The organism is Adlercreutzia sp. CNCM I-6207 (assembly GCF_977072305.1).
Genome location: NZ_CDRVLZ010000015.1, coordinates 17,070 through 37,395 on the forward strand (window position 1 = coordinate 17,070; position 20,326 = coordinate 37,395).

26 protein-coding genes, 1 tRNA gene and 1 pseudogene are annotated in these 20,326 nt (G+C 58.3%); 26 read left to right on the top strand and 2 right to left on the bottom strand.

Annotation, left to right across the window (positions count from 1 at the left end; translation table 11 throughout):
• The first annotated feature begins 3 nt into the window (after positions 1-3).
• The 5 genes from ACW4QM_RS08465 (at position 4) to ACW4QM_RS08485 (ending at position 5,147) form a co-directional block, all read left to right on the top strand.
• Positions 4-693 carry a hypothetical protein gene (locus ACW4QM_RS08465; RefSeq protein WP_306506520.1) on the top strand — a complete coding sequence of 230 codons (690 nt, stop codon included), beginning with the start codon at positions 4-6 and terminating at the stop codon, positions 691-693.
• Entirely contained in the window at positions 677-3,553 is a 2,877-nt protein-coding gene (locus tag ACW4QM_RS08470; RefSeq protein ID WP_455798357.1) for a homocysteine S-methyltransferase family protein, read from the top strand. The genes ACW4QM_RS08465 and ACW4QM_RS08470 overlap by 17 nt, the downstream gene beginning before the upstream one ends.
• 84 nt (positions 3,554-3,637) lie before the next feature.
• Positions 3,638-3,955, top strand: a complete 318-nt coding sequence (locus ACW4QM_RS08475; protein WP_022738605.1) for a hypothetical protein — start codon at positions 3,638-3,640, stop codon at positions 3,953-3,955.
• A gap of 158 nt (positions 3,956-4,113) precedes the next feature.
• The gene (locus ACW4QM_RS08480; protein ID WP_114538705.1) at positions 4,114-4,962 is read left to right on the top strand and encodes an Mrp/NBP35 family ATP-binding protein; all 849 of its coding nucleotides are present in this window, start codon (positions 4,114-4,116) and stop codon (positions 4,960-4,962) included.
• Between the two features lie 109 nt (positions 4,963-5,071).
• Positions 5,072-5,147 (top strand) — tRNA-Ala (locus ACW4QM_RS08485).
• A gap of 490 nt (positions 5,148-5,637) precedes the next feature.
• On the opposite strand, the pseudogene ACW4QM_RS08490 reads toward ACW4QM_RS08485, so the two are convergent.
• Together ACW4QM_RS08490 and ACW4QM_RS08495 are read right to left on the bottom strand one after the other, a co-directional pair.
• Positions 5,638-6,579 (bottom strand): annotated as a pseudogene (locus ACW4QM_RS08490) (recombinase family protein); the annotation flags it as partial.
• Between the two features lie 64 nt (positions 6,580-6,643).
• A complete protein-coding gene (locus tag ACW4QM_RS08495; RefSeq protein WP_151429546.1) occupies positions 6,644-6,886 on the bottom strand; it encodes a helix-turn-helix domain-containing protein in 243 nt (80 codons plus the stop codon).
• 162 nt (positions 6,887-7,048) lie between these two features.
• On the opposite strand from ACW4QM_RS08495, the gene ACW4QM_RS08500 reads away from it, so the two are divergent.
• From ACW4QM_RS08500 to ACW4QM_RS08600, 21 genes are all read left to right on the top strand, one after another.
• On the top strand, positions 7,049-7,252 hold the full coding sequence (locus ACW4QM_RS08500) for a helix-turn-helix domain-containing protein (protein WP_114538707.1): 204 nt from the start codon (positions 7,049-7,051) through the stop codon (positions 7,250-7,252).
• Between the two features lie 82 nt (positions 7,253-7,334).
• Entirely contained in the window at positions 7,335-7,706 is a 372-nt protein-coding gene (locus tag ACW4QM_RS08505) for a hypothetical protein (RefSeq protein WP_455798358.1), read from the top strand.
• 185 nt (positions 7,707-7,891) lie between these two features.
• Positions 7,892-8,290, top strand: a complete 399-nt coding sequence (locus ACW4QM_RS08510; protein WP_114538708.1) for a hypothetical protein — start codon at positions 7,892-7,894, stop codon at positions 8,288-8,290.
• Positions 8,287-8,625, top strand: a complete 339-nt coding sequence (locus ACW4QM_RS08515) for a hypothetical protein (RefSeq protein ID WP_151429548.1) — start codon at positions 8,287-8,289, stop codon at positions 8,623-8,625. The genes ACW4QM_RS08510 and ACW4QM_RS08515 overlap by 4 nt, the downstream gene beginning before the upstream one ends.
• Positions 8,618-9,055, top strand: coding sequence for a Lin1244/Lin1753 domain-containing protein (locus tag ACW4QM_RS08520; RefSeq protein WP_114538710.1), 438 nt, complete (start codon positions 8,618-8,620; stop codon positions 9,053-9,055). Before ACW4QM_RS08515 ends, ACW4QM_RS08520 begins: the two co-directional genes overlap by 8 nt.
• Before the next feature lie 524 nt (positions 9,056-9,579).
• The gene (locus ACW4QM_RS08525) at positions 9,580-10,044 is read left to right on the top strand and encodes a hypothetical protein (RefSeq protein WP_455798359.1); all 465 of its coding nucleotides are present in this window, start codon (positions 9,580-9,582) and stop codon (positions 10,042-10,044) included.
• Between the two features lie 10 nt (positions 10,045-10,054).
• Complete coding sequence (locus ACW4QM_RS08530) at positions 10,055-10,618, top strand: hypothetical protein (protein ID WP_151429551.1); 564 nt, start codon at positions 10,055-10,057, stop codon at positions 10,616-10,618.
• Between the two features lie 87 nt (positions 10,619-10,705).
• Positions 10,706-11,083, top strand: a complete 378-nt coding sequence (locus ACW4QM_RS08535; RefSeq protein ID WP_151429552.1) for a hypothetical protein — start codon at positions 10,706-10,708, stop codon at positions 11,081-11,083.
• Positions 11,080-11,454 carry a DUF3310 domain-containing protein gene (locus ACW4QM_RS08540; protein WP_151429553.1) on the top strand — a complete coding sequence of 125 codons (375 nt, stop codon included), beginning with the start codon at positions 11,080-11,082 and terminating at the stop codon, positions 11,452-11,454. The genes ACW4QM_RS08535 and ACW4QM_RS08540 overlap by 4 nt, the downstream gene beginning before the upstream one ends.
• The gene (locus tag ACW4QM_RS08545) at positions 11,447-12,163 is read left to right on the top strand and encodes a phosphoadenosine phosphosulfate reductase domain-containing protein (protein ID WP_160213713.1); all 717 of its coding nucleotides are present in this window, start codon (positions 11,447-11,449) and stop codon (positions 12,161-12,163) included. The genes ACW4QM_RS08540 and ACW4QM_RS08545 overlap by 8 nt, the downstream gene beginning before the upstream one ends.
• 2 nt (positions 12,164-12,165) lie before the next feature.
• A complete protein-coding gene (locus ACW4QM_RS08550) occupies positions 12,166-13,368 on the top strand; it encodes a tyrosine-type recombinase/integrase (protein WP_455798360.1) in 1,203 nt (400 codons plus the stop codon).
• 136 nt (positions 13,369-13,504) lie between these two features.
• Entirely contained in the window at positions 13,505-13,831 is a 327-nt protein-coding gene (mihF, locus tag ACW4QM_RS08555) for an integration host factor, actinobacterial type (RefSeq protein WP_455798361.1), read from the top strand.
• The gene (locus ACW4QM_RS08560) at positions 13,828-14,235 is read left to right on the top strand and encodes a single-stranded DNA-binding protein (RefSeq protein WP_455798362.1); all 408 of its coding nucleotides are present in this window, start codon (positions 13,828-13,830) and stop codon (positions 14,233-14,235) included. Before mihF ends, ACW4QM_RS08560 begins: the two co-directional genes overlap by 4 nt.
• 111 nt (positions 14,236-14,346) lie before the next feature.
• Entirely contained in the window at positions 14,347-14,637 is a 291-nt protein-coding gene (locus tag ACW4QM_RS08565) for a hypothetical protein (protein ID WP_302404105.1), read from the top strand.
• A gap of 141 nt (positions 14,638-14,778) precedes the next feature.
• Complete coding sequence (gene dut, locus ACW4QM_RS08570) at positions 14,779-15,216, top strand: dUTP diphosphatase (protein ID WP_455798363.1); 438 nt, start codon at positions 14,779-14,781, stop codon at positions 15,214-15,216.
• Between the two features lie 8 nt (positions 15,217-15,224).
• Positions 15,225-15,671 (top strand): hypothetical protein, encoded by a 447-nt coding sequence (locus ACW4QM_RS08575; protein ID WP_302404103.1) that lies wholly within the window; start codon positions 15,225-15,227, stop codon positions 15,669-15,671.
• 246 nt (positions 15,672-15,917) lie between these two features.
• Positions 15,918-16,106, top strand: coding sequence for a hypothetical protein (locus ACW4QM_RS08580; protein ID WP_455798375.1), 189 nt, complete (start codon positions 15,918-15,920; stop codon positions 16,104-16,106).
• Positions 16,107-16,272: 166 nt separating this feature from the next.
• On the top strand, positions 16,273-16,698 hold the full coding sequence (locus tag ACW4QM_RS08585; RefSeq protein WP_114538722.1) for a hypothetical protein: 426 nt from the start codon (positions 16,273-16,275) through the stop codon (positions 16,696-16,698).
• 118 nt (positions 16,699-16,816) lie between these two features.
• Complete coding sequence (locus ACW4QM_RS08590; RefSeq protein WP_455798364.1) at positions 16,817-18,409, top strand: terminase large subunit; 1,593 nt, start codon at positions 16,817-16,819, stop codon at positions 18,407-18,409.
• A gap of 4 nt (positions 18,410-18,413) precedes the next feature.
• Entirely contained in the window at positions 18,414-19,694 is a 1,281-nt protein-coding gene (locus ACW4QM_RS08595) for a phage portal protein (protein ID WP_455798365.1), read from the top strand.
• Complete coding sequence (locus ACW4QM_RS08600; RefSeq protein WP_114538725.1) at positions 19,675-20,325, top strand: HK97 family phage prohead protease; 651 nt, start codon at positions 19,675-19,677, stop codon at positions 20,323-20,325. The genes ACW4QM_RS08595 and ACW4QM_RS08600 overlap by 20 nt, the downstream gene beginning before the upstream one ends.
• Position 20,326: the final 1 nt, after the last annotated feature.

Here is a 20,326-nt window from a genome sequence, read left to right on the forward strand (position 1 = left end):
GCCGTGGAACTGAAAGCGCGCGTCGATAGGGAAGAGGCCCTGGCGTTTCTGGGCCATCGCGGCCAGAAGCTGGGGGATCTGCGCGAAAGGCTGGAACGCGCGGCTTGCTTGTGCGAAAAGGAGCTCGTCCCGCGCGGGGTGTACCGCGAGATGGGCGCGTCGGAAGCCCTTGCGTTGTTGCCGGGCCGCGATATCGCCCGCCATGTGGAAGGCTGCGCGCGCGTGGTGCTGCTGGCGGTGACGGTGGGGATGCAAAGCGAGATGCTGCTGCGTCGCGAGCGGGCCCTCAGCGCGACGGACGGCCTGCTCGTGGATGCCTGCGCGTCATCCCTCGTCGAGCAGGCGGCCAATGTCCTGAACGCGCATATCGTGGAAGAGGCCACGGCGCGGAACCTGGCCGCCACATCGCGCTTCAGCCCTGGCTATGGCGACCTGTCGCTGAGTTGCCAGCCAGCCTTTCTTGTCGCAAGTGGCGCCGACCGTGCTCTGGGGATCCACGCTACGGCGGCGCACCTTCTCGTTCCAACCAAATCCATCACGGCGGTTATCGGCCTGCGTTCCCATCCGAATTCCGCCCGGGAGGGCGGCGCAAGCACCGCCCCTACGGAGGGGATACGCTGCTCCACCTGCCCCGTCGCCGATACGTGCGCCCTGCGCGCCGAAGGAAGGACCTGCTATGGCAACCCCGCGTAAGCTCACCGTGACCGACGCCCACCTGGCCGAGGCCCTGGCCGGGCGCACCTACCTGCTGTTCGATGGCGGCATGGGCACTCTCGTCCAGGCCGCTGGGCTCCATACCGTCCACGCGGTGCCGGATCTGCTGAACCTCACGCACCCCGAGGCCATCGTGGCCATTCAGCGTCAGTATGTGGAAGCTGGCGCCGACTGCATCACCACCAACACGTTCAACACCAACCGCTTGAAGCTCGCGAACGCCGGCGCTACCGTGACCGAGGTGTACGCGGCGGCCGCGGCCAACGCTCGGGCGGCCGGGGCGCCGCTGGTGGCCGGCGACATCGGGCCGACCGGCGCGCTGCTCGAGCCTTTGGGAACCCTCACCTTCGACGAGGCCCTCGACATCTTCTCCGAACAAGCCCGCGCCGCCGAGGCGGCCGGCTGCGATCTCATCGTCGTGGAAACCATGGCCGACCTGCTGGAAGCCAAGGCTGCCGTGCTCGCTGCGGTGGAAAGTACGACGCTGCCGGTGTTCGCCACCATGACTTTCGGCGAGGACGGCCGCACCTTCCTCGGCACGACGCCGGCCATCGCCGCCACGACGCTGTCGGCGCTCGGCGCCTCGGCCGTGGGACTCAACTGCTCGCTCGGGCCGACGGAGCTGGCGCCGCTCGTGGGGGAGCTCGCGCCGCACGACCGCGCCCTCGTCATGGCGCAACCCAACGCGGGCTTGCCCCGCATTCAGGATGGCGAGACCGTCTTCGACGTGGGCCCTAACGAATTTGCCCAGGCCATGGAAGCGATCATGGATGCCGGTGCCACGGTCGTAGGCGGCTGCTGCGGCACGACGCCCGACCATATTGCTGCTCTGCGCGCGCTCATCGATGTGCGGCCGCTCCCCGCGGTTGCATCCGTCTCCGTTCCAGCACACACTTCTGTGGCCTCCTCTGCGACAGCTGTTTCCGCGGGCTCCGCTTCTTCCCGTGTTGCTTGGGGGGAGCAAAGCGAGCCGAAGGGCCTCTCGGCGTTCAGCGTCCCCAACCTGCGTTATTGTCCTGCCTTCGCGGTGACCTCGGCGCAGCAGATGGTGTCGCTGCCCGAGGGCGAGGCGCGCATCGCCGTCATCGGCGAGCGCATCAACCCGACGGGGAAGAAGAAGCTGAAAGCGGCTCTGCAAGCGGGTGATGTGGACTACCTGGTGGCCGAGGCGGCCGCCCAGCAGCGCGCCGGCGCCGATATCCTCGATGTGAACGTGGGCGTGCCGGGTCTTGACGAGCCGGCGCTCTTGTCGCAGGTCACGCGCGCGTTGCAGGCCACCGTGCCTCTGCCGCTGCAGCTGGACTCATCGGATCCGGCCGCCATCGAAGCCGCGGCTCGCGCCTATGCGGGCCGCCCCATGGTGAACTCCGTGAACGGCAAGGCCGACAACCTCGCCACCGTGCTGCCCGTGGTGGCGCGCTACGGTTGCACGGTGGTCGGCCTCACGCTGGACGAAAACGGTATCCCTCCCACGGCCGAAGAGCGCCTGGCCATCGCCGAGCGCATTGTGGCTGCCGCCGAGGCTCACGGCATCCCGCGCGAGGACGTGGCCATCGACTGCCTCGTCATGGCCGCCGCCACCAACCAGGATGAGGTGCGTGAGATTCTGCGTGCAGTGACCTTGGTGAAGGAACGTCTCGGCGTGCGCACGGTGCTCGGCGTGTCGAATGTCAGCTTCGGTCTGCCAGCGCGGCCGCTCGTGAACAGCACGTTCCTCGCTGCCGCCTTCGGGGCCGGCCTCGACATGCCCATTTTGAACCCCCTGAACGTCCGCTACCGCGACACCGTGGCGACGTTCCGCATCTTGAACGGCCAGGATACGGGCTGCCGGGCATTTTTGGAAGCCTACGCGAACGCGAGCGACCCTTACGAAGTTGCCGCCGGATCCACCCCCGTAGGGGGCGACCTCGGTCGCCCCTCGGCTGCGGACGCGGCTACCACTCGGGAGGGCGGCGCAAGCACCGCCCCTACGGAGGGGATGCGCAACGGCGTCGCAGCCACCGGCTCCACCCCCGTAGGGGGCGACCTCGGTCGCCCCTCGGTTCCAAAGGGCTGTCCCGTTCCGATAACGGAAGCCTTCACCGATGCGGCGGACACCGTCGCCCATCTGGCCGAATGCGTGCTGGAAGGACGCAAGGCACCGGTGGCAACGGCCACGGAGCGGCTGTTGGAGACCCACGACGGCCTGGCCATCATCAACGATATCTTCGTTCCCATCCTCGACGTGGTCGGCCAGAAATACGACGAGGGCGCGTTCTTCCTGCCCCAGCTCATGGCCTCCGCCGAAGCCGTGAAAGCCGGCTTCGATCTCATTCGCGACCGCGCTCGGGCAGTCGGCGCAAGTGCCGCTGAAGCCACCCCCGTAGGGGGCGACCTTGGTCGCCCCTCGGGCTCGAGTGCAGTCACCCCTCGCAAGGGCTGCGCAAGCCCCGCCCCTACGGAAGGCGACGCGCACGTCCCCGCCGAAAGCGACCGCGCCATTATCGTGGCCACGGTGCAGGGCGACATCCACGACATCGGCAAGAACATCGTGAAGATGCTTCTGGAAAACTACGGCTTCACGGTCATCGATCTGGGCCGCGATGTCGCCCCCGAGGCCATCGTGGCTGCCGCCCGCGACACCGGCGCGCGTCTCATCGGGCTTTCGGCGCTCATGACCACCACGGTCGGCGCCATGGAGCGCACGATCGCTCTCGTTCACGAGCAGCTTCCTGGTGTGGCGGTCATGGTGGGCGGCGCGGTCATCACGCAGGAGTTCGCCGAGCAGATCGGCGCCGACTTCTATGCAAAGGACGCCGCCGCTTCCACTCGCGTTGCCTCGACCTTCTTCGATGACTAATTCGCGTAGATACGCCCACAGGCCGCCGATCGCGCTATCATAGAACCAGCAGTGACCCACCCTCATCGGAGCAAAGGAGCCTTAATGGGGAAGAAGGACGTTGAAGCCCTCGAGATCACCATCGACGAGCTGCCCACCTACCTGCACACGAATCACTCGGCTTATATGGAAGTGGCCGACGGGCTGTACTACCTGACCGACGTGAACGACCAGTACTGGCGCGCGCAGGATACCAACCAGTTCAACGAGAAGGGTCACTACGTCGATTGCAGCCCGCTCGTGCCCACCATCGCCGAGTTCCTGGATCTGCCGTTCCACGAGGGAAAATCGATCCGCGATTTGGCTGCCGAGGCCACCTTCTACGCATCCGGCGATGGCAAGGACATGCCCGAGGATTTCTAAGCGCCGGCGCGTGTTTTCCGAAGCGGTCTGTCTTTTGTTCTTACGACGTTCAAGAACCCCGAGGTGTCGAAAGGATGCCTCGGGGTTTGTGCTATGATGCCCTGCGAACTACCCTGGTCGCGAAGTGCGCGGCCACTCGAGAAGAGAAAGAAGGAATCATGGCAGAAGAATGTTCCCACGAGTGCTCCAGCTGCGGCGTCTCCGGCTGCGGCGATCGCACCGCCGAGGCTGGCCCCAGCACCCTTGCGCCCAACAAGCGCACCAACGTCAAGCATGTGATCGGCGTCGTGTCCGGCAAGGGCGGCGTGGGCAAGTCCCTCGTCACCAGCCTGCTCGCCTCCGAGATGAACAAGCGCGGTCACAAAGTGGCCATTCTGGATGCCGACATCACCGGCCCGTCCATTCCGAAGTCCTTTGGCGTGGACAGCCGGCTTACGGCCGACGCCGACGGCATTAATCCGGCGAAGTCCGCCAGCGGCATCGAGGTTATGTCCGTGAACCTGATGCTCCCCGAGGGCGACATGCCCGTGGCCTGGCGCGGCCCGGTCGTCACCGGCGCCATCAAGCAGTTCTGGCAGGAGGTGAACTGGGGCGATGTGGACTACATGTTCGTCGACATGCCTCCGGGAACTTCCGACGTGTTCCTGACGGTCTTCCAGTCGTTGCCCGTGGACGGCATCGTCACCGTGTCGGCTCCCCAGGAGCTTGTGGCCATGATCGTTGGTAAGGCCGTGAACTTGGCGAAGTCGCTGGAGGTGCCGGTGGTGGGCCTCGTGGAGAACATGGCCTACTTCAAGTGCGACGAGTGCGGCAAGGAGCACCACATCTTCGGCGAGCCCCAGGGCGCGGCCGTGGCCGAGAAGTACGACATCCCTGCGGTGGCCACGCTGCCGATGGATCCGACCTTCGCCCGTCTGGTGGACGAAGGCAAGGTAGAGGCCTACGAGGTGGAAGGCGCCCTGGACGGCATCATCGACCAGATCGTCGCCGCATCTGAGGCCGAGTAAAGCCGGAGCTGCGAGGGACGCGAGCGCCGCTAGCGGGAATTTCCAAAATTCCTGAAAAAAGTTCTTGCGCGTCGCGTCCGTTGTGTTAATATAGTCCTCGCACTTTTTCGGGGCCTTAGCTCAGCTGGGAGAGCGCATGGCTGGCAGCCATGAGGTCAGGGGTTCGATCCCCCTAGGCTCCACCATAGGAGAATTAGACGAACACCGTTTTAACTGGTGTTCGTCTTTTTTTGGCGGCGTGAAATTGTCGCCGTAATAGTCAAAGGCGAAGTACAACCGCACTTCGGCTTTGTCGATCTGCACCGCCCGCACAAACATTGTTAGGATTTCTTGCGGGTTCATTTCTTCGGCTACATTGTCTAGCCAGTCCATCAATTCCGAAAAGCCCGGTTCAATGTTTTCATTGGCCTTGGCTATCTGATATTCGGTTTCCAACGCATCTTTGCGGGCTTTCAAATCCTCAATGCGTTCTTTGCCGCCCGGTGGCGCTATGCCGTCTTCTATGGCTTGCCAGATTCGTTCAAACGCGGCATCAATCCTTTTTATTTCCTTGCGTAGGCGCTCGCTTTCAAGCGGCGCATCTTCCATAGTGGCTTCATAGGTTGCCATGCCGTCGGCAATGCGCTTGCGCACGTCGGGGCGCTCTAGGGCGCATATGGTCATGTCAACTATGGCATCTTCCAAAATGTCGCGTCTGAAAGTGCGCTTGCACTTCTTGCACTTGTAATAGGCATAGACCGTGCCGCTTTTGCCGGTGCCGGACGTTCCGGCAAGAGTGTTGCCGCACTCTGCGCAATACAGCTTGCCGGTTAGCGGCCATTCTGCGGCGTGGTCTACGCGGCGACGCGGGCGCGGATTTCCTAAGATGCTTATTAGCATATCTTGTTCAGCTTTCGGCCAGAGCGCGGGCATTCCACCTTCAACCACGTGCCCGGCGTAGCTATACGTGCCGCCATTTTGCGGGCGCAACAACAGCTTCTTAGCGCGATCATGGTTAATGGGCTTTCCCTGACGTGTGCGCACGTTTGCAACAGCCCTGACCACTTCGGCGATTATCGAACCTGCAAACACCATGTTTTTCATTTTGTGCAGCACCGCAGCTTCGCGGTCATTGATAACGTAGCGCCCTTCTACAATGTCCCAACCGTAGAGCGTGCGGCCATTCGCCATGCACCTTTGCGCGTTCTTCTGTATGCCGTCAATGATGCGTTCGCTGTCTATGGCGCTTTCCCATTCGGCCAGCACTTCGAGCATTCCCAATTGCAGCACGCCAGCCGAACCGCTGGCGATTTCCTCACCGGCGTAGAGTATTTCAACACCGGCTTTGCGCAGCATGATGCGCGTTAGCGCCATTTCGTCACGGTTGCGCATGATGCGCGGCACCTTGTAGATCACCACATAATCAAACAGCCCTAACCGGGCATCGTTCATCATCTGTTTGTATTCGCGCCGGTCAGTGTTGCGCCCCGTCTTGGCGTAGTCCGCATATATCTTCACCAGTTCAAGGCCGTTTTCAGCTATGTAGCGGGTGCCAGCGTCAACCTGTATTTCGATGCTTTCCGACCGTTGGTTGTGTGACGAAAAGCGGGCGTATATAGCCGCTCTACGTTTGACCATGATAAAATCACCTTGCCTATTTGGTATTGCCCCGCGCCAGCCGTCAAACCTGCGCGGGGTTTTTCTATTGTTCGGGAATCGTGATTGTGTCCGACAGACCAAGAATGAAATCAGCGGAGCAATGAAGCAGGTTAACTAGCAACCTGATTTCCTCACCATTGGGCGCACGTTTCCCGCTTTCCCAACGTGAAATAGTCTGCTTATGCACGCCGATTGCTTCCGCTACTTGATCTTGATTCAAGCCAGCGGCTTTGCGTGCAATCGCTATACGCGAACCAATCAGGCGTTTTACATTTTCGTTATCCATTTGCCTAACCTTTCCCGCTTGTGAGCCTTGCGGATAATTGTATACAAAATATTGTTGACGCGCTAGACCGTTCGGCTTATTATCTAAACCACAAAGTAAGCCGTTTGGTTTATTTTGGAAACACAAAGGCTTATACGAGCAGAAAGAAAGGGGGTAGGAATTATGGGCAACTATCGCAAAGCACGCGAGCGCAAGGGCTATACCGCCCAAGAAGCGGCAACGCGCCTTGGCGTATCCATCACCACGCTTGGTTCATGGGAGAACGGGAAAACGTCACCCACTGCGCAACGCCTGATTCAGCTTTGCAAGTTGTACGAATGCACGGCAGACGAATTGCTAGGCATCGTGCCTTTTGCAGCAGCTTAACGGGCATCGGTCTAGCGCGTTGGTTCTAAGAAAGGAGAAAAACCAATGACCAAACCACGACCGAAAGCGAAGGTTAACCACCATGAAAACCAGCGCTAAAACCTTTGGTTTTGATAATGGTTACCGACCGCGAGGGCGGCAAGCTGGATGCAACGCAAGCGGCTTTCTTTCAAAGCCTTGCAACCGCTTTACGATGCCGCCACAAAAACGAAGCAAGCGCACGGCTGGAACCCGCACGCTTGCACGTCAAAAATGCTGGCCGCAATTTGACGAAGAAATCTTAGCACGTTGGCCGCGCCTTTGGCAGCGCATTGCCGTTATGGCTTTCCTAGCGCTCACAATGTCCGGCATCTTGCCCATGGCCGTTGCCACCTTCCAAATCTGGCTTGGCGACACCTACGGGCTTTGGCTGACGGCTCTTTGCATCGTCGTTGAAGCTGCCGTGATCGTGTAGCTGGTGAAGCGCTATGCCTAAAGCCACATTCGAGCGCGACAAGCGCGGATTCTGGACGGCCTACATTGAGCAGGGCGGCGGTGTGCGCGTTCGCCACCCGTTGCCGGTGCCGTTCACTGCCACGTATGAGCAAGCCCGCTTCGCCTTTGATTGCTTGCTGGCACGCCTTGAAAGGCAGCACCGCTATGAACGTTGATGACTACACGCAGCCCGTGGAAGCCGTCATAGCCCAAGAACGCGCCTTTGTGTTCCCGGTGCCGCTCAAAGCTGAAAGCTACCGCGAGTTGTTCAACGAGTGGTTGCGGGTCAATCCCAAGGCGGCGCACGAAATCGAGTTGACGGCGCTTGCCATCCACCGGCGCGGCTTGCGGGTGTCCACGAAGTACCTAATTGAGCGCGTGCGATACGAGAGCGCTTACAGGCTTGTAGCGGTGCCCTACACCGACCAGCACGGCATCACGCACCACTACAGCATCAACAACACAGTTACCCCGCTGCTTGCGCGGTGGCTGCTTGAAAACAACCCCGACTTGCGCATAGAGACGCGCAAATCAATGTTCGACAGGAAGGACGAAAAGAAATGATGACCAACACGAAGAAAGCCAAAGAGCGCATCACGGACACTTTCGCGCTGCTTGATTGCGTGGGTGCCGATGTTGCCATAGTCAACGCCGATACCGGCGAAACCATCAAGCTTGATTCAACGGCGCTGTTCGCCGGTCTGCAAGCCGGTTTGGTTCTCGCGGCGGCGATCATCGAAGAACCCAAGTTGACCGAGCAGCGCCAAATGGCCGCTGTCACCGGCAGCATCAAGCAAGCTGGCGCAATCTACCTTCGCCGCAAGGACAGCAAGCACGACGAGGTAGCCGCGAGGGTTGCCGCAATGCACGCCGAAGCAGAGGGGCGCGAAGATGCCTAACGCAAGCGAACTTGCGCAAGACCGCTTGGCGTACTTCCCGCACGATTCCAACGCGTCCAATGACATTAAGTGCCAGCGCCTTATCAGGCGGCTTGGTTGGAGCGGTTACGGGCGTTGGTGGCGCGTGTGCGAACTTCTGGCATCCAACAAAGGGCACGTAATCCCGTTCAGCACCGAAGAAGATAAGTTGATTCTGGGCGACGTGCTGCAATTCGGCGACGGCTCCAACTTCTGCGAACTGCTTTGCATCGAAGAGGTTACGGCGTTCGTAGATCAGTTGCTAAGCATCGGGCTTTTGCAGACCGATGAAAACGGGTGCTTGGAAAATCCCCGGATGCACGAAAACGCGCTTAGTTTCGGCAAGAAACGTGCAGCCGGACGCAAGGGCGGCAGACCGCGCAAAAACCCACAGCCAAACCAAAACGCCTGATAGACCCATGAAAAGCGCGAGAACGAAAACCACACGGAAAACCGAGGGTTTCCGATATGCAAAACCGACCATTAAAAAACTGCGAAAGCAATATCTATGCCTAAGTCTATATCTAGGTCTAAGGCATTCGGTTTCGGTCATAAAACCGAAACCGAAACCGAATGCCTGTTGCTTGTGACGTTGACTAACAAGAAAGTTTCTCTTTCTTGGTTCTTCTTTCTGGGCATGAAATCGCTTCCGCGTTCCTTAAAGCCTGATTTTGCAGTTTTCAACGCGTTTTCCACAAAGTTTTACACATTCGGCAAGATTGGAGATTTTGACCATGCCAGTTCATTACGAAAACCACGTTAAGACACGGGAATGCCCGAAGTGCGGCATTCAACGCCCGCTTGATTGGTTCGCCAACGAGGGTGAACCGTGCTGGAAGTGCAAGAACCTTGCATGGAAGGACAAGCGCACGCCCGAAGATGGCTTGCTTGGCTCAATCAGCAAGCGCCACGGAAAGCACGCGAAGGGGGCTTGTGATGGCCTTATCGGATAAGTTGACGCGCGGTCAGGTGCGCGATGCGTTCAACCGCAGCTTGACCTATGCGGACTTGTGCGGCATCGACATTCGGGCTTTGCAAGGCTTCATAGCCATTGAGTGCGCAAGGCATGACCGCAAGCTAGCCAGCAAGGGCGAATTGCTCATGCTCATGCAGCCGTCATGTCTCAAAAAGCACGCCCCGAACATCAGTGTATCAACGGAACGTCCGGGGATTTACGAAGCGTTTTTGCGCGTCGATGGCCGCTATTGGCAAGGCCGCGAAGCGGTCAGCTTCAACGGCGACGGCTTCATAGGCATTGCCGGTTGGGCTGATGACAACAACGTGCAACCGTTCTTGCGCGGCTTCATGCGCTGGCTCAAAGAGTGGATGAATTGCACGCGCGGCATTCCGCGCAGTGCGATTGCAGACCCGGCGGCATACGCTGCCGCGCTGGCTTGTTAGGGGGTATCTCATGGGACTTTTCAAACGCGTTGAATGCAATGAGGAAGCCGAGCAACCGAGCATGAGCGCCGCCGAACTTGAACAGATGGTTTATGCGACCTACCAAGAAAAGCTTGATCTTGCGAAGCAGCTTGACGGCGCGAAAGCCCGTATTGAATCGCTTGAAGAGACGTTGCAGGAAAAGACAACGAAGCTTCGGGCGGCGGAAGAGTTCGCGCGGCAAAGCGAATCAGAGCGGAAAAGCACCGCATCAAAGATCGAGCCTTTGGAGCAGAGCAAGAAGCAGCTTCAAACCAACCTGAAGCAGGAAAAGGCACGCGCCGCCACGCTTGAAGTGCGGATTGAGGAATTGGAGAACGCCAGCCGTGGCCGCATGGCGGCTTACCGGCGTGAACTGGTTGAGGAAATGCAGCGCCAAGCCGTCTGCGCAAGCGGTGGTTGGTCAAAAGCCCGCGTTCTTGGATTCCTTGGCGGTTTCCTGCCGGAAACGGAAGAGGTCACTTCATACGACGGCAGCTTTGTTGCGGAATGCGACAGCGAACCAGAGCCGCGCAGAAGCGCCAAAAAGGCGTAAAGGGCTACAGATACCCACAAAACACCAAAAGACGGCCACAGCGGCCACGAGAACCGCGAATGCGGCGAAATCTAGGAAGGTCAGAATATGGCAAAAGACACTTGGCCGGATTTAAGCACCCGGCAAGGCTTCATTGAAGCCATTGAGCAAGCGGGGGAATACATACGCGACCACGCAAGCAATCTGCTTGGAGAGTACCCAAGCTTGCTTTGCGAGTTCGACATAACCGCGCGTTTTCGCTTCGATGCCGTGCCCACCGTGGAGATCAGGCGCGAGCATATAGCGGCACCGCTGGACGAATACCAGCAACGCCGCGCGGACGTTGACAGCGTGGAAAAGGTTTGCCGCGATATGTACCGGGAAATCATCGACCACGACGCGAAGCACCCGGACGAAGTACCGCCAGCAGATGACACACGCGCCCTTTATGGCGACCGTCTGCGAGCGCTGGGGGTGGCGCTATGAGCGACGTTAGCTTGCAGCAGATCGAAGCCGCCAAAGACGCGGTTTCGCACCCTAGCCACTACACCAGCGGCGGCATTGAGTGCAAGGACGCTATGGCGGCGATGATGGGCACGGGCTATTGCTTGCAGCCATGCGCCAACGACGGCAAGGCCGTGAACCTTGCGCCCATCGCGCTTTACTGGTGGGGCTGCGCGTTCAAGTACCTATGGCGCTGGATTCGCAAGAACGGCGTTCAAGACCTGAAAAAGTGCAAGCAGTGCATTGATTTTCTGATTGAGGAAATCGAGCCGAAGACCACCACCGAAACCAAAGGTTTTGATACTGCTTGGTACGCCAAAGGCGGCGTGTTTGAGGATGGCGGCAATGAGTAACAGCAATCAACCTGAAAGCCAATGGCTCATTGCGTCCGTGTCGTGGGGCAAGGACAGCTTGGCGATGCTCCATTTGCTGCTGGACGAAAAGAACACGCCAGACCTTAACGAAGTTGTTTTCTTCGATACCGGCATGGAGTTTGAAGCGATCTACCGCGAACGTGACCGTATGTTGCCGGTGCTTGCTTCAATGGGCATTGAATACACGGAGTTGAAGCCAAAAGAACCCTTCTTGCACAAGATGTTCGTTCACCCGGTGAAATCGCGCGAGACGGGCGAAATACACAAGTACGGCTATGGATGGTGCGGCGGCGCGTGCCGCTGGGGTACTACCGAGAAGACCGCAGCCCTAGACCGCTACGCCGAGGGCAAAGGCGCAATCGTCTACGTTGGAATTGCGGCGGACGAAGAAAAGCGCCTTGCCAAGCAGCACAAGCCCTATAAGCGCTTCCCGCTTGCGGATTGGGGCTATACCGAAGCGGATTGCTTGGAATATTGCCGCGCCTACGGTGCCACGTGGGAGCAAGACGGCGTGTGCCTTTATGACGTGCTAGACCGCGTTTCGTGCTGGTGCTGCCGGAACAAGAACCAACGCGAGTTGAGGGCTATTCACGATCACTTGCCGCGCTACTGGCAACAGTTACTTGCGCTTGAAAGCCGCTTGGGCACCATGAAGAGCAAGCCGCTGCCTGAAATAGCGGGTGCGTAGCCATGAGCGCTTGCAAGGTCAAATGGAGCAAGGCGCGTGAAGTCTGGTACGCACGCCCCTACCTTGGGCAAACGCCAGAAGGTAAGAAGATACAGCCCTATAGAGAGTTCCCGGCGGCGCACGACGAAGCGGAAGCGCAGGAAATGGCTAACGCTTGGGCGGCTAACCTTACGGCTGACGGTCTAGTAGCAAGTGCGCTGATTGCCGACCTGCTGGACGATTACACGGCCATGAGTGAGCGCAACGGCGCAAGCCCTAACAGCGTGCGCAGCTATAGGCTATTTGCCAAGTATGCCCGGAAGTACCTTGCAACCTCAAACGCCCGTGATTTGCGCGTCGCCGACTTCAACCGCTACGAACAACGCTTGATGGTGCCAAAGGAACTAGGCGGGCAAGGCTTGTCCCGCAATAGCGTTATCAATGTCCATAACTTCATGCGCGGCGCATATAAGTTCTTCGTGAAAGCGGGCATATGCGAAACAAACCCGATCATTGACGTTGAGAAGCCAAGCCCTGAACACCACGAAGCGCAAGCGCTCAACATCGGCGATTTCCGCAAGCTGGATGCGCAGTTAAAACCACTGCTGAAACCAGAGGTTTTGAACAAGCGGACGTGGCGCAAGGCGCTGAACGCCTTTGCCGCGTGGTTCTCGCTTAGAACCGGCATGAGGGTTGGCGAGGTGTGCGCGTTGCGTCCGGGCGAGATTTACCGGGCTGCAAAGTACGTCCACGTGGGCGGCACCGTCATTGAGAAGAAGGGCAAGAAGCCCTACAGGCGCGACGTTACCAAAGGCCGTAAGTGCCGCAACATCGGCATTACCACAAGCGACATTGAAACCATTGATGCGTTCATGGAACTTCGCCGGTTGTTCTGCGGCGATCTGCCGAGCAACGCGCCGTTGCTCACGGTTGATGGCGGCTATCTTCGCCCTAACAGCGTTTCACGCGCATTCACGACGTTTGCCGGAAAAATCGAAATGCCGCAAGGCTTCGTCTTCCACGACTTGCGGCACACGCACGCAACGTGGCTTCTGACCCACGGCGTAGACCTGAAAACCGTTTCGGAGCGATTGGGGCACGCAGACGAAGCAACCACGCTTCGCATCTACGCCCACGTCTTGCCGGGACGCGACGCATACGCCGCAAGCGTCTTCGAGCAAGCGGCCATGGAAGCCACGGCAGACCTTGAAGAGGTGTTGCAATGAAGTTGCAATGGCGCATTTTGAACGCGCACCGCGCACCACCGTAAACGCGCAGGTGCGACACCGAAAAGGCTTTCAAGACAAACAGCAAGTGACTGATAAGAAGTAATTATCAGGCACATGGATGAAAGGGGCTGAAATGACAGCACCAGAACTGACAAAAGAGCAAAGGCAAGCGAACCTTGAAAAGGCAATGAGGATTCGCAAAGAACGTTCAGAAATCCGCGCAAAGATCAGCAATGGAATCTACACGGCGGCAATTGTCGTGCAGCGTGCGTTGGAATGTGAACAGGCTTACGCCGGTATGCGCGTCAAACAGCTTATAAACGCAATGCCGGGATACGGATTTAAGCGAACGCAAGCGCTCATGAAGGAACTGCATATAGCCGAAAACAAGCGAGTTGGTGGCCTTGGTTCTGTTCAGGCCGCGAACCTGATTATGAAGCTGGACGGGGTGGAGCAATGAGCCTTAACACCTGCACCATTTCCGGCCATCTTGGCAAGTCTGCTGAACTGCGGATGACAGGCAGCGGCCTTGCCGTGGTCAGCTTCACCGTTGCTGTTAACGAGCGCCAGCGCCAGCAGGACGGAAGCTATAGCGACTACACCAATTGGCTTGATTGCACGATGTTTGGCAAGCGTGGCGAAGGGCTGCACCCGTACTTAACGAAGGGCTGCAAGGTCAGCATTACCGGCCACCTTCACAAGTCTTCATGGGAGAGCAACGGCCAGCATTTCAGCAAGGTTGAAATCATCGTTGACGAAGTGGAGTTGATGAACACGCGCCGCGAAGCGCAGCGCTCCGAAGGTGCGCCCGCGCTCGCGCCGGTGCAGGTCGGTTCAATCTACGACGATGACATACCGTTTTAGGGGGTGTATGAGATGCAATGTTACGTAGGCGGCCGGCGTTCAGGAAAGACGCGATACCTTATCAACTTATCCCACGAAACCGGCATACCGATTGTTACACGATCAGAAGTCATGGCGAAATACATTGAGCGTCAGGCAATGGAGATCGGCAAGCCAGTGCCAAGGCCGATTTGCTACAAAAGCCGCGAAATGCTCATTGGCGCACCGATGTGCAAAAACGTTCTTGTGGATGAGGCGGGAACCATCCTCGAAGAAATACTGGGCGTTAACGTTGTTGCGGCTTCGATTGACGGAGAAGCGTTGCGCCTGGCGAACCCGGCTTTAGGCAGCTTTGAATCAATGGGACTGGTTGAACTTCTGCGCACATGGCGCAAGGCGAAGAAGGGCAAGCGCAATGGATGAATGCAAAAACAGGGGCGCGGTGCTTGATGGCAAGAAGTGCTTTTGCGTGGTCTGGGATAGGTGGACGAATTGCCTAGAGGTTGGGCATTGCGTCCGCGAGAGCGTCAGCGGTGAACCGGCAACAGATAGTGAGGACGAAGAATGATTGGACGCAAAATGAACGTGAGACTTTCGGACGGCGCGGAACTGCCGCGCTATGCGCATGAAGGCGATGCGGGGCTTGACTTGCGCATTACCCATGACGTGACGTTGAATTCGGGCGAACGCGCCACGGTCGGCACAGGGCTTGCGGTTGAGGTTCCGCAAGGGTGCGTGGGGCTTGTGTTCCCGCGAAGCGGCCTTGCGAGCAAGCACGGCATCACGCTTTCAAACAGCGTGGGCGTGATTGATTCGGGCTACCGTGGCGAGATCGGCGCAACGCTGCTGAACCAGTCGGACGAAACCACCACGCTTGACGCGGGCACGCGCGTTTGCCAGCTTATCGTTATGCCGTTCGTTCCGTGCGAGTTGGTGCCCTGCGAGGAGTTGACCGAGACGGAGCGCGGGGCGGCTGGCTTCGGCAGCACCGGCATTGCGTAGGTGGAGCCATGAGAGCGCAAGAATACTTCGAGGGCATACGGGAAACCGTCGTTGAAATTGAGCGCTCAAAGGAAATGTTGGAACGGCTCAAAGCTTCCGAGGGCGCGAAGGTTCAGCGCTACGGTGAGCAGCAGGGCAGCGGCAACAGCGATGCAATGGACAGGGTAAACCGGCGCATTGAGTTTGAGCAGAGATTACAACGCAGAATCAACGAAGCATCGGAAATGCTGGACGAAGCAACCATGCTGCTTTACGGCGACGATGACCACGGCGGCTTGGCGAAGCTGAAAGGCAACCGCTACGCCGATGTGCTTTGCATGGCGTATTGCCAAGGAATGCCATGGAAGGAAGTTGCCGAGGTCATGCGCTGTTCGGTGAAATGGTGCCGTGAACTATCGGGCGCGGCTTTCGCCTATATCGACGGCGTGGGCTTCGCGCACATTCGCACCGCATGAGAAATTGGCACTTCCCATCACTTCCCATGTTGTGTTAAAGTTCGCTAAGGTGGTTAGAACTATGCAAAGCGTCACGGACTTAGAGCCGTGGCGCTTTTTCTTTTGGGGTGGTGGCGCATGGCTAAACCGTTTAGTGACGCGTTCTATCATTCCAAGGCTTGGGAGCGTGCGCGGGAAGACGCGCTAAAGCGAGATAGCTACTTATGCCAACGCTGCCTTGCCGGTGGAGAGATAACACCGGCAACGATGGTTCACCATATCGAAGAACTGACACCGGCCAACATCGACAACCCGGACATTGCTTGCGGCCTTGATAACTTGGTCAGCCTTTGCGACTTGTGCCACAAGAAAACGCACGGGTGGGCGCGTGCCGGTGCGACGCGTCAAGGGCTTGCGTTTGATGCCGACGGCAACTTGATTTGCCTTGCCGAATGATCGGCGCGACGAGAAACGCAAACCAAAGAAAAAATTACCGAAATAAAACAGCAGGTCAGAGCGGCGGGCAATCCCCCCCGGTTTGAATCTGCGTAACGATTCCTTGGGCACCAACGCCGGGAGTCAATTTCTTTCGCGTGCCGACTTTTCAAAGGGGGGTGGTCTTGTGCAGAAGCAAAAACTATGCGATAGTTCGCAAGTTTCGGGCGAAGTTGGCAAAAGTAAGCCGAAGCGCAAGCCCGCTTCCATGCAATCGCGTGTCGAAAGCGAGGTGCGCAACCTTCAACGCATAACGAAGGACGCAATACCAGACGAGAAGCGCAAAGTTGTGTTGCCGATGCTCCACAACATCGCGTTTCTGAAAGTCAAGCTTGACGAAGCGCGGCACGAACTGCTTTATGAAAGCATCTTCACCGAGTACGACAACGGCGGCGGTCAATCGGGCTTGCGAGAGCATCCCGGCTTTTCCGCTTACAACAAGCTATTCACTACGTTTCAGCGCGGCATCAAGCAGCTTTGCGATCTGATGCCGACCGGCGCGGCGGCTGCTGATGCGCTCACGGACTACCTAGCTGAAACGCGCTATGACTAAGGCCGCTAAGGCTGGGCGGTGCGAGAAAGCTATACGTGAATACTTCGGCGGCGTGCTTGACGGGTCTATAACGGCGTGCCGCAAGATCAAGCAGGTAGCTGCAAAGATTCTGCGCGACATGGACAACAAAGACCCGCTTTATCCGTACCATTTCCGCGAAGAGTACGCGAGCAAGCACGTTAACTTCATTGAGCGCTTTTGCCGCCTACCATCCGGCAAGCTTGGGCACGCTTTCAAGCTGGAATTGTTCCAACTTGCCATTCTGTCCGTGATTTTCGGCTTCGTTGACGCAGAGGGCTTGCGGCAGTACCGCGAAGTGCTTTGGGTCATGGGCAGGAAGAACGGAAAGACCGCGCTTGCGTCCGGCATCGAAATTGACTTGCAGGTGAACGATGACGAGGGCGCACCAGAGGTCTACAACGTGGCGACCGCCCACGATCAGGCGGCTAAGGGCTTCAACAACGCTTGGCGCATGATTAAAACGTCACCGGCGCTGTCAAAGCACATTCGCAAGCGCGTGAGCGACCTGTATTGCGATTTGAACATGGGCACCATCAAGGCGCTTAGCGCGAACACGAACCACCTTGACGGCTTGGACGTGTCGGGCGCGATCATCGACGAGTTGGCAGCGATGCGAAACCGCGACTTGTACGACCTGACCATACAAGGCACGTCGGCGCGTAGGCAACCGCTTGTGTTGGAGATCACAACAAACGGCTTCGTCCGCGCTGGCATCTTCGATGCGCAATACCAGTACGCCGCCAAGTGGCTTGACGGTCAGGCAACCGGCGTTGACGCGGAACGCTTCATTGCGTTCATCTACGAGTTGGACGAACGCGAGGAATGGGAGCATGAACCGGCGTGGGTCAAGGCCAATCCGGGCTTAGGAACCATCAAATCACTGCCCGCGCTTCGCAAGAACGTGAGCAAGGCGAAGAACGACCCTACGTTTCTGCCGACGCTGCTTGTTAAGGATTTCAACCTGATTGAGAACCAAAGCCAAGCTTGGCTTACATGGTCAGAGATTCACAACGACGCGACTTTTGACCCGTCGGACGGCTTCACATATGCGATTCTGGGCGTTGACGCTTCGGACACAACCGACCTGACGGCGGCGTGTCTGCTCATGCAGCGCCCGAACGACCCGCACATATACGCGCTGCACATGGCGTGGATTCCGCAACGTGCGCTAGAGCAAGCGGAGCGCGAGGGACGGCGCGGCGGGCGCGACGGCGTGCCCTATGATGCGTGGATTGCCAACGGCTACTTGCGCACGTGCCCAACGCCCATTATTGATAAGCGCGTCGTGCTTGATTGGGTGGCCGAGGTTCAGCAGAAATACGGCATCTATGCCGTTGCTTGCGGCTATGACCCGTGGCATATGCGCGACGTGCCGACCGTGGAAGCTTACGAAGGGTACTTTGGCGCTGACTACTTCCGGCGCGTCGTGCAGGGTGCGCAAACCCTGTCAATGCCCATGAAGGAACTGCGGGCGCTTTACCGGGAGAACCGAATAGTTGACAACGCCAACCCGATTGCGGAGTGGTGCCGCTCAAACGTGGCCGTCAGATCGGACGCGAACGGCAACATTGCGCCGGACAAGAAGAACCAAGACCCGCGCAACCGCATTGACGCATGGGCGGCGGAGTGTGACGCGTTCGTAGTCCTTAAAGACATGGCCGACGAATACCAATCAATGATAGGGGGCTGAAACCTTGGCAAGACTGAAACCGCGCTTGCGCTCAATGTTCGATTCCGTGTTTCACGGCAAGCAGATGCAAGCCGTAAACGGCTACTTCTCAACGTTCACGGCCTACCAACCAAGCTTCACCACTTGGACGGGCGGCATCTACGAAGCGGAGTTGACGCGCTCAATCATCGAGAGCGGCGCGAACCACGCAAGCAAGCTGAAACCAGAGGTGAGCGGCACCGCGCAGAGCCACGCCACGGCTTCGCTGGCCTACCAGCCCAACCCGTGGATGACAACGCCGCAGTTCATCAAGCGCATTTACACCATGTTGCAGGTGAACGACACGGCGTTGATCATTCCGCTGTTCGCCGATGACAACACAACGCACGTTGGCTATTACCCGGTGTTGCCGAGCAAATGCACGGCCTATGACGTGGGCGGCGAACTTTGGTTGAAGCTGGACTTTCCGACTTCTGAAAGCGTGTACGTGGAATGGTCACGCGTCGGCGTTATGACGCGCCACCAGTACCGAAGTGATCTTTTCGGCGACGGCACCAACGTGCTTAATCCAACGCTAGAACTGATGCACGCGCAGACCGAAGGGGAAATGAACGCCATTAAGCAAGGCGCTTTCATCCGCTTTATAGGCAAGTTGAGCCAGAACCGCAACGACAAGGACAGGGAACAGGCCGCAAAGGACTTCAACAAGCAGCTTGACCCGTCTAACGCGGGCGGCATCGCCGTGTATGACCGTATCTTTGACGATGTGAAGCAGATTACGCCGTCAAGCTACACGGTTGACGCGGCGCAGATGGAGCGCATCGAGAAGAGCGCCTATAGGTTCTTCGGTACCAACGAAGATGTGGTGCTGAACAAGGCGAACGAGGACACCTATAACGCGTTCTATGAAGGGAACATTGAGACGTTCGCCGTTCAGCTTGGCTACGTGCTAACCGCGATGACCTACAGCAGGAACGAGATTGCCCACGGAAACGAAATCATGTTTTCGGCAAACCGCTTGGAGTTCGCCAGCAGCACCACGAAGCTTGCCGTTTCAACGGCGCTTTTCGACCGTGGAATCTGGAACGGCAACCAAGTTGCCGACGTGTTCCAATCGCCGCACTACGAGGGCGGCGAGCGCCACGTAATCCGTGGCGAGTATATCGACCTTGGGTTGATTAGCGAGCATACGGCAGAGCAAGCCGCGAGCGCCGCGCAGACCAACGCCAACATTGCGCTTTCAGAGCAGATAGGCGCACCAAAGGACAAGGGACAAGGGGGCAACGATGCCAAGCAAGCCGAATGAAAGACAGTACCGAACATTGACCGCCACGCTCGCGCCGCTCAAACGCGCAGACGAGGGCGGCGAAGAGCCGAAGAAGCGCTTTGACAGTGATTACTACGTCGAGGGCTACGCAAGCACGTTCAATGACCCCTACCCCATCTATTGCGACTTCGCGGGCAACGAGTATTTGGAGATCATCAGCCCCGATGCTTTCCGCGAAGCCGATATGTCGGACGTGATTTTGCAGTACGACCACGAAGGGCGCGTGTACGCCCGCACGAGTAACGGCACGCTGCTTATCGAGCCGGACGAACACGGCTTGTTCATCGCCGCCGACCTGTCGCGCAGCCAAGCATCGCGCGAGCTTTACGAAGAGATAGCCGCCGGACTTATCACGCGTATGTCATGGGCGTTCACCGTGGCCGCTGACGAGTTCGACAGGGAAACCCGCACTACCACTATTACGCGGGTCAAAAAGGTTTTCGACGTGTCGGCGGTGAGCCTTCCGGCTGACCCCAACACCGAGATTAGCGCACGCAACTTGCTTAACGGAGAGATTGAGCAGACGCGCAAGGAGTTTGCGCGGCGGCGCATGACGCACGCGAGAGCGTGCGCCGTAATGGCAATTGCAAACGCAAGAAAGAAAGGCTAGA

Excerpts from the sequence above, each read along its gene's own strand:
- ACW4QM_RS08495 (WP_151429546.1), bottom strand. The coding sequence starts at position 6,886 with ATGGATAACGAAAATGTAAAACGCCTGATTGGTTCGCGTATAGCGATT.
- mihF (WP_455798361.1), top strand. The coding sequence starts at position 13,505 with ATGACAGCACCAGAACTGACAAAAGAGCAAAGGCAAGCGAACCTTGAA.
- ACW4QM_RS08475 (WP_022738605.1), top strand. The coding sequence starts at position 3,638 with ATGGGGAAGAAGGACGTTGAAGCCCTCGAGATCACCATCGACGAGCTG.
- ACW4QM_RS08550 (WP_455798360.1), top strand. The coding sequence starts at position 12,166 with ATGAGCGCTTGCAAGGTCAAATGGAGCAAGGCGCGTGAAGTCTGGTAC.
- ACW4QM_RS08590 (WP_455798364.1), top strand. The coding sequence starts at position 16,817 with ATGGACAACAAAGACCCGCTTTATCCGTACCATTTCCGCGAAGAGTAC.
- ACW4QM_RS08525 (WP_455798359.1), top strand. The coding sequence starts at position 9,580 with ATGGCCTTATCGGATAAGTTGACGCGCGGTCAGGTGCGCGATGCGTTC.
- ACW4QM_RS08565 (WP_302404105.1), top strand. The coding sequence starts at position 14,347 with ATGGCGAAATACATTGAGCGTCAGGCAATGGAGATCGGCAAGCCAGTG.
- ACW4QM_RS08515 (WP_151429548.1), top strand. The coding sequence starts at position 8,287 with ATGATGACCAACACGAAGAAAGCCAAAGAGCGCATCACGGACACTTTC.
- ACW4QM_RS08530 (WP_151429551.1), top strand. The coding sequence starts at position 10,055 with ATGGGACTTTTCAAACGCGTTGAATGCAATGAGGAAGCCGAGCAACCG.
- ACW4QM_RS08575 (WP_302404103.1), top strand. The coding sequence starts at position 15,225 with ATGAGAGCGCAAGAATACTTCGAGGGCATACGGGAAACCGTCGTTGAA.
- ACW4QM_RS08600 (WP_114538725.1), top strand. The coding sequence starts at position 19,675 with ATGCCAAGCAAGCCGAATGAAAGACAGTACCGAACATTGACCGCCACG.
- ACW4QM_RS08580 (WP_455798375.1), top strand. The coding sequence starts at position 15,918 with ATGGTTCACCATATCGAAGAACTGACACCGGCCAACATCGACAACCCG.
- ACW4QM_RS08545 (WP_160213713.1), top strand. The coding sequence starts at position 11,447 with ATGAGTAACAGCAATCAACCTGAAAGCCAATGGCTCATTGCGTCCGTG.
- ACW4QM_RS08480 (WP_114538705.1), top strand. The coding sequence starts at position 4,114 with ATGGCAGAAGAATGTTCCCACGAGTGCTCCAGCTGCGGCGTCTCCGGC.
- ACW4QM_RS08510 (WP_114538708.1), top strand. The coding sequence starts at position 7,892 with ATGAACGTTGATGACTACACGCAGCCCGTGGAAGCCGTCATAGCCCAA.
- ACW4QM_RS08535 (WP_151429552.1), top strand. The coding sequence starts at position 10,706 with ATGGCAAAAGACACTTGGCCGGATTTAAGCACCCGGCAAGGCTTCATT.
- ACW4QM_RS08500 (WP_114538707.1), top strand. The coding sequence starts at position 7,049 with ATGGGCAACTATCGCAAAGCACGCGAGCGCAAGGGCTATACCGCCCAA.
- ACW4QM_RS08520 (WP_114538710.1), top strand. The coding sequence starts at position 8,618 with ATGCCTAACGCAAGCGAACTTGCGCAAGACCGCTTGGCGTACTTCCCG.
- dut (WP_455798363.1), top strand. The coding sequence starts at position 14,779 with ATGATTGGACGCAAAATGAACGTGAGACTTTCGGACGGCGCGGAACTG.
- ACW4QM_RS08505 (WP_455798358.1), top strand. The coding sequence starts at position 7,335 with ATGAAAACCAGCGCTAAAACCTTTGGTTTTGATAATGGTTACCGACCG.
- ACW4QM_RS08470 (WP_455798357.1), top strand. The coding sequence starts at position 677 with ATGGCAACCCCGCGTAAGCTCACCGTGACCGACGCCCACCTGGCCGAG.
- ACW4QM_RS08540 (WP_151429553.1), top strand. The coding sequence starts at position 11,080 with ATGAGCGACGTTAGCTTGCAGCAGATCGAAGCCGCCAAAGACGCGGTT.
- ACW4QM_RS08560 (WP_455798362.1), top strand. The coding sequence starts at position 13,828 with ATGAGCCTTAACACCTGCACCATTTCCGGCCATCTTGGCAAGTCTGCT.